The sequence below is a fragment of the Shewanella marinintestina genome (assembly GCF_023283845.1).
Taxonomy (GTDB): domain Bacteria; phylum Pseudomonadota; class Gammaproteobacteria; order Enterobacterales; family Shewanellaceae; genus Shewanella; species Shewanella marinintestina.
This window is the reverse complement of sequence record NZ_JAKILC010000034.1, coordinates 1-8502: the sequence shown is the minus strand read 5'-3', so window position 1 is coordinate 8502 and position 8502 is coordinate 1. Positions and strand designations below refer to the sequence as shown.

General features: G+C 45.1%; 2 protein-coding genes. Both read right to left on the bottom strand.

The features are described 5' to 3' along the window. Window positions 1-3372 (bottom strand): retention module-containing protein (locus L2747_RS21205; protein WP_249000908.1); only part of this gene is annotated, 3372 nt, incomplete at its 3' end. 251 nt (window positions 3373-3623) lie between these two features. Next, window positions 3624-8502, bottom strand: a 4879-nt coding sequence (locus tag L2747_RS21200; RefSeq protein WP_249000907.1) for a VCBS domain-containing protein, incomplete at its 5' end; no start/stop codon positions are given.

The window sequence follows — 8502 nt, the reverse complement described above, 5'->3', positions numbered from 1 at the left end:
AATGGTGGCGGTCCCGTTGGCCGGGTTGCCGGTCACGGTAAAGACGCTGCCATCACTGAGGCCATCGTCATCGGTCGCGGTTAGGGTACCGGTAATGGCGCCGCCATCTTCAAGTCCAGTCCCCGAGGTGCCACCAGTGACATTGGTTGGATCATTCACCGGGCTGACGGTTAGAGTGAGAGTAGCTGTTTCACCAGTATTAGTAGTGTAAGTGATTACCGGAACGACACCATGCCAGTTCTCATTTGGTGTGAAGGTATAGGAACCATCTTCGTTGATAACAATCGAACCGTCTTCTAAATCAACAGTTGTGCCTGTTGTATAGGTTTTTCCTTCAACTTCAAAGCTTGTTACGTTTAAATTGTTGTCTATATCAGAATCATTATCGAGCACGTTACCGTTGGCAACAGTGTCTTCTACAATAGTTTGGCTGTCATTGACTAGCGCACTAGGATCATCAACTTGAGTTACTTCGATGTTAAGCGTGGCGGTTTCGCCGGTGTTAGTGGTGTAGGTAATGACAGGAAGACTACCATTCCAATTTTCATTAGGTGTGAAGCTGTAGCTGCCGTCTGTGCCTATCAGCAAGATCCCCCCGCTTAAGGTAACACTCTCGCCGGCAGTGAAGCTTTCTTGGTTGCCGTTGCCATTAGTGTCGAGGGTGAAGCTCACCACACTGGTATTGCCAGCTTCATCATTGCTCAATACGTTACCGCTAGCGACTGTGTCTTCAGCAACAGTGATACTGTCATTGCTCAAGTCGGTTGCATCTTCTGTTACGGTAATGGTAAGCGTAGCTGTTTCACCTGTATTAGTGGAGTAACTAATGACTGGGACACTACCATTCCAATTTTCATTAGGTGTGAAGGTGTAAGTGCCGTCTTCGTTGATAACAAGTGAGCCACCGTCTAACTCAACAGTGCTTCCAGCGGTATAATTGTCACCATTTACTTCAAAACTAACGACCGTGAGATCGTTATCAACATCTGAGTCGTTAGTTAGCACATTACCGGTGGCGACTTCATCTTCCGCGATAGTTTGGCTGTCATTAACCAGGACGCTCGGATCATCAACTGGCGTGACTTCAATCGTCAGTGTCGCGGTTAAACCGGTGTTTGTGGTGTACGTGATAACCGGAACAACGCCGTTCCAATTTTCATTGGGGGTGAAGGTGTAGGAGCCATCTGCATTGATGATTAACACGCCATCGTCCAGTTCAACGCTGGTGCCTGCGTTATAGGTTTGCCCTTCAACGTCAAAGCTAACCACAGACAAATCACTATCGAGATCTGCATCATTATCTAAGACATTGCCGGTGGCGACTTCATCTTCAGCGATAGTTTGGCTGTCATTAACCAGCACGCTCGGATCATCAACTGGGGTGACTTCAATCGACAGTGTCGCGGTTAAACCGGTATTTGTGGTGTACGTGATAACCGGAACAACGCCGTTCCAATTTTCATTGGGGGTGAAGGTATAGGAGCCATCTGCATTGATGACTAACACGCCATCGTCAAGTTCAACGCTGGTGCCTGCGTTATAGGTTTGCCCTTCAACGTCAAAGCTAACCACAGACAAATCACTATCGAGATCTGCATCATTATCTAAGACATTACCGGTGGCGACTTCATCTTCCGCGATAGTTTGGCTGTCATTAACCAGCGCGCTCGGATCATCAACTGGGGTGACTTCAATCGCCAGTGTCGCGGTTAAACCGGTGTTTGTGGTGTACGTGATAACCGGAACAACGCCGTTCCAATTTTCATTGGGGGTAAAGGTATAGGAGCCATCTGCATTGATGACTAACACGCCATCGTCAAGTTCAACGCTGGTGCCTGCGTTATAGGTTTGTCCTTCAACGTCAAAGCTAACCACAGACAAATCACTATCGAGATCTGCATCATTATCTAAGACATTACCGGTGGCGACTTCATCTTCTGCAATGGTATTGCTGTCATTAACCAGCACGCTCGTGTCATCAACTGGCGTGACTTCAATCGTCAGCGTCGCGGTTAAACCGGTGTTTGTGGTGTATGTGATAACCGGAACAACACCGTTCCAATTTTCATTGGGGGTGAAGGTGTATGAGCCATCTGCATTGATGACTAAGACGCCATCGTCCAGTTCAACGCTGGTGCCAGCGTTATAGGTTTGCCCTTCAACGTCAAAGCTAACCACTGATAAATCACTATCGAGATCTGTATCATTATCTAAGACATTGCCGGTAGCGATTTCATCTTCAGCGATAGTTTGGCTGTCATTAACCAGCACACTTTGGTCATCAACTGGCGTGACTTCAATCGTTAGCGTCGCGGTTAAACCGGTGTTTGTGGTGTATGTGATAACCGGAACAACACCGTTCCAATTTTCATTGGGGGTGAAGGTGTAGGAGCCATCTGCATTGATGACTAAGACGCCATCGTCGAGTTCAACGCTGGTGCCAGCGTTATAGGTTTGCCCTTCAACGTCAAAGCTAACCACTGATAAATCACTATCGAGATCTGTATCATTATCTAAGACATTGCCGGTGGCGACTTCATCTTCTGCAATGGTATTGCTGTCATTAACCAGCACGCTCGGATCATCAACTGGCGTGACTTCAATCGTCAGCGTCGCGGTTAAACCGGTGTTTGTGGTGTATGTGATAACCGGAACAACACCGTTCCAATTTTCATTGGGGGTGAAGGTGTAAGAGCCGTCGGCATTGATAACTAACACGCCATCGTCCAGTTCAACGCTGGTGCCAGCGTTATAAGTTTGCCCTTCAACTTCAAAGCTAACTACTGATAATGCTTCATCAAAATCGGTATCGTTGCTTAACACATTGCCAGATGCAACAGTATCTTCAGGTATTATGTTGCTATCATTATTTAACGTACTTGGACTATCTAATACAGTAGTATTGGCATTGGAAAAGTTATTATTTTCATCGTTTGCTATATCGTTTTTCAGAAATGACGTATCGAAGCCGTTGCTCGCTAAAGTTTCATTTCCTGAGCGGGAAATAGATACATGGCTTGAGCCCCCTTCGCTATTACTTTGGTTGCCTGCTGCAGTATCAGGGCCTTCACTAGGGTCTTCCCCAGCTAAAATAAGCGCTTGAATTTCTTCAATTTCACTTAATGCTAGTTCGTCATCAGAGATATCAGCATTGGCTGCAGTATTTGATGATGGCACTTCAGTGGTTGATGACAATAAAGTTCCATCGTCATAAAGAATTTCAACGGCACTATTTTCAGCTATTAGTAGCTTTGCGCCAGCAGGGACAGATTCGCCTTCAGCGATTTGTTTGTCATTACCCATAATGTTGACTGTAACGACACCACTTAGGTTCTGAATTTGGCCAGCTTGTGTGGTGAGAATAGACTTCATTGTTTGGCTCCCTGCGAAAACAACAGATGTAGCATTTATTTTTTATAAAGCAACGTATATTTCGTCAATGTTATACAGTTTGAAATATTGGGTCAATTTTTTGACGATATTGTTTTGTGCTGAACATTTATTATTCTAAAGTGAATAATTCTATTTCTGTATCCTGTAATTAAAAAAGACCACAAGGATTGTGGCCTTTTTAATTAAAGCGCAAAAAAGCTAATTGCGCCGCTTGAACAAAAGATTGATATTTATGGAGGGTTTAACCCGTCGTCCAATTGGTTGTAAGGTGGGATAAATGGTGTTGTATTAGGATCTGCGATCAGTGCCTCATCGTTGATAAGTTGGCTGATAATTACGCTAGCATCGGAGGAACCATAAATACTAGATAGGTCTACGCCATCTAAAACAATCATTACGCTATTTGTACCTGCACCCAAGCCGTCAGTGTCAATAGTAATAGTTGTGTCACCGCCGCTAAAACTAAATGATAAGAAGTCTTCTAGGTTTCCGTTTTCTTCGTTAATTAATACGTCTGAAAGATCGAGAGTATCAATTTGGTTATTAAAGCCATAAACGGTGTCAGTACTTCCATCAGCCGATCCTGCGCCCCATGTGAAAAAGTCTCTTTCATTATCTTCTGGGGTTAATAACTCTCCCCCATAAAGGTCATCATTACCTTCTCCGCCATTGATTAAATCTCTGCCTATGCCACCAATGATAGTGTCATTTCCATCACCACCAATAAGCACGTCATTACCTTCTCCGCCATCAATGATGTCATCACCACCTTGACCGAAAATAATATCGTTGCCAGCATCGCCGTTTAAGGTATCGTTACCATCATCTGTTTGTGAAACATCGAAAACGGCATAGTTATTAGTAATAAAGTCATGAACATCAGCATCTTTAACGGCATTAATATTAATACCTAAATCGTCAGCAACATATTGTCTAATAGCATCCATTCCTTGTAGACCATTACCAAGGAAGTCTGTTAAGTCTCCAAAGATGATGTCATCACCAGCACCGCCTGAAACGATATCGTTACCTGGTAAGATGTTCGATTGAAGAATTGCATCAGCGAGATCATTAACGTCAACATTGTTAATTAACGGTGCAGCCGAATCAAATTGCTGCAATATTGATGTGTTAATATTTGGACCTAAACCAATAGCCTCTACATCTGAAATTGCATTCAATAGCGCAAATGCGGCTAAAGCATTGTTAAAGTAGTTACCCGATTGGCCATTGTCTGTGTTTGGCGCTCCGTCAGTAATGAAGAATGTACGATTATTGCCATTTGGATAATTAGTATTAAACCAGTTATATGCTTCAGTTAGCGCTGCAGAGTAATTGGTACTGCCTCCGCTTGTCATTGCAGTTAAAGCTTGTGCAATTTGAGCCGCAGCATTACCAGTACTTAAATCGATTTCTATTAAAGTATTAGCACTTTGGTCAAAATCGACTAGAAGGACGTTTACCGTCCCTGCGCCCGGTAGGTTTGCATTTGCAATCAAGGTATCTAGTACCGCTATGATTTGCTGCTTTGCTGTTGCAACTGCACTCGCTCCCATACTGCCTGAAGAATCGATAACAAATGCAATATTATAGTCGTCTCCCGGCATAAGGCCTGTTACGTCACTAACTATGGTGTCATTACCAGTTGTTCCTGTATAAGTATCATCTCCTGGATTTAGAGTAGCACTGTTAAACACACCTATATCTACAGTTGCTGTGTCTAGTCCACCATTACCATCACTGATGGTATAGGTGAAACTGACTGGATTTGATGAATTACCATTATGCGCAAAGGTAAATGAACCATCGGCTTGAACTGTCAGCTGTCCACTTGGTATAGAAATAATAGCGGAACCATTTACATAGGTAAGATCAACCCCGTTAATTTGGGTGATGGTTAACGTATCAGCGTCAGCATCGCTGTCCACTCCGCTTTCAGTGTCATCAGTGATCATGTTGGCCATAATTACTGAGCCTGAATCTACGTTATAAGTGTTATTCAGGGCATTCGGTAGCAGGTTGTCTGGGGTCAGAGTGATATTAAATTGGCCGGTGTTATCCTGGGTAAATACAATTGCGTCACCGTCACCGTCAGTGGCTGAGTAACCGAACTCTATATCAATTGGTTCATTAAAGATCAGCCCGCTTGAAGCAAGACTGGTTACCTGGAAGTCTTCGCCGCTTAAATGGATTATCTCAATTGACATGATTGATAGGCCGTTGGCTTCCAATTCTTCGATTAACAAAGTTGGGTTAATTGTTGTATTAACAACTTTAGTGCTGTTGTCCGAATAAGTAATGATATATTGGATGTCTGCAGATCCGGTGTGGACCCCGTTGTTATTAGTACCTAGATTAATAGCTAATAAGGAAGTTCCATTTGGACCATAATCAATTTTAATGGACTCATCGTCACTAATTGAAGTCTGTGGACCGACTCCCATACCATGGCTATTGGCATTAATCTGAGAAGCAATGCCGTTAGTAAACCCCGTAATTGTTGATATGACGTTTGAGGCTTGGCCGTTTTGACTATAAATAGTTCCGTCAGCATCTACATAATAAGCTGAGTTATTACCTGCTGGGGCAGAATCTAAGTCATAGTCAATGAGGGTTTCTAGGTCGACCTCTTGTAGAAGCTCAAATACGTAATCGTAATGACCGTTTTGGTCTAATACTGCTGTGACTGTAAATACATCTGTGCCATTAGCGCTCGCGGTAAGGGTGTTACCGCTCATTGAATAACTAAGATCTTGTCCGTTATATTGCAAGCCTGTTGTTAATACTTGGAAATTTACACTACCAAAGCCATCTGCTCCAGGGGCGAATAGATCTCCTGTAACATCGCTTCCTACTACGTGAGGAATAATATTCTGAGCTAATTCATCAACCTCATCTACAGGAGCATCATCTTCAATGGTGACATCAAAGTTTGTTATCACATCTTGAGTGCCATCGTTAATAGTTACCCCGAAATTAAACGTCAGAATGTCTTCTACATCATTTAATGGATGATCGATATTATTCAGCAGATTAACAGTATAAGTTGCCTCAAAACCTGAAAGACCTGAGGACACTGCACCTAAAACGATAGTCATCACAGGAGTGCCATTTGCAGAACCAGTGAGGGTATTGGTATTACTGTTCCAAGACCAGCTAACAAGAAAGCCGTTTGAATACATATCTGTACTTGGCCCCGCTAGGGATAACGTAAATACATTACTATCTGGGGCATCACTATCAGTGAATGTGATGGTACCAGTGTCGGTTTTTAGGTTGGTGACATCTGTTGGTGTACCAATGTCATCGATAATACCGTTATCTAGGCCTTCCTCTGAAACTGTGACTGGTGTAGCTGCTACAACCTGAGGCGCATCATTGCCGCCGTTAATAGTAATTGTCACCGTTTCAGTATCGAACGCCCCATTCGCATCGGTTACCGTGACATCAAAGCTGAAGGTAATGGTGTCGCCCTCAGCGAGGAAGTTCACCAAGTCATTATCGATATTATAGGTCCAGCCCATGTCATCGTTATCGAGACTAAAGCCATCAATAATGTCGCTAATTTGCTGAGCGGTGAGCACTGCCATGGCACCATTTAGCCAATTGATATCACTGTTATAACTAGCGCTTAAGGTGAGCACATCATTGTTATCGACATCAAAGGTGGTGATATCGCCGGTGGCCACAAGGCGATCGGGCTGCAGATCAATACTGTCTTCGGTCACGCTGCCGCTATTGGTTACCGTCAGCTCAGGAATATCGTTGGTACCGGTAATGGTGATGACAACATCTTGGGTGTCAGTATCGCCGTTGCTGTCGGTGACCGTCACGGTGTAGGTTTCAGTGACAGTGTCACCGAAGGCTAACTGGTTCACCGGACTGTTATTGTCGCTGCTGTCATTGAGGGTGTAAGTCCACTCGCCGGTCGCGGGGTCAATACTAAAGGTTCCGTAAACACTGGCCTGTGGCGCAAATGACCAAGTTTGAGTATCGCCGCTGTCGGGATCGGTGGCATCCAAGTCGCCTTGTACCATCATCACCCCTGGCTCTGCGGTGTTACCGCTAGGCTGCACACCGGCCTCAATCACTTCACCGGCTTCATCGTCAGGCGATGGCGTAATGACTGGCGCGTCATTGGTGCCGTTAATGGTCATGGTGACGGTTTGGGTGGTAAAGGCGCCGTTGGCGTCGGTTACAGTGACATCAAAGCTGAAGGTAATGGTGTCGCCCTCAGCAAGGAAGTTCACCAAGTCATTATCAATATTATAGGTCCAGCCCATGTCATCGTTATCGAGACTAAAGCCATCAATAATGTCGCTAATTTGCTGAGCGGTGAGCACTGCCATGGCACCATTTAGCCAATTGATATCACTGTTATAACTAGCGCTTAAGGTGAGCACATCATTGTTATCGACATCAAAGGTGGTGATATCGCCGGTGGCCACAAGGCGATCGGGCTGCAGATCAATACTGTCTTCGGTCACGCTGCCGCTATTGGTTACCGTCAGCTCAGGAATATCGTTGGTACCGGTAATGGTAATAACGACATCTTGGGTGTCAGTATCGCCGTTGCTGTCGGTGACCGTCACGGTGTAGGTTTCAGTGACAGTGTCACCGAGGGCTAACTGGTTCACCGGACTGTTATTGTCGGTGCTGTCATTGAGGGTATAAGTCCACTCGCCGGTCGCGGGGTTAATACTAAAGGTTCCGTAAACACTGGCCTGTGGCGCAAATGACCAGGTTTGAGTATCGCCGCTATCGGGGTCGGTGGCATCCAAGTCACCTTGTACCATCATCACCCCAGGCTCTGCGGTGTTACCGCCAGGCTGCACACCGGCCTCAATCACTTCACCGGCTTCATCGTCAGGCGATGGCGTAATGACTGGTGCGTCATTGGTGCCGTTAATGGTCATGGTGACGGTTTGGGTGGTAAAGGCGCCGTTGGCGTCGGTTACCGTGACATCAAAGCTGAAGGTAATGGTGTCGCCCTCAGCGAGGAAGTTCACCAAGTCATTATCGATATTATAGGTCCAGCCCATGTCATCGTTATCGAGACTAAAGCCATCAATAATGTCGCTAATTTGCTGGGCGGTGAGCACTGCCATG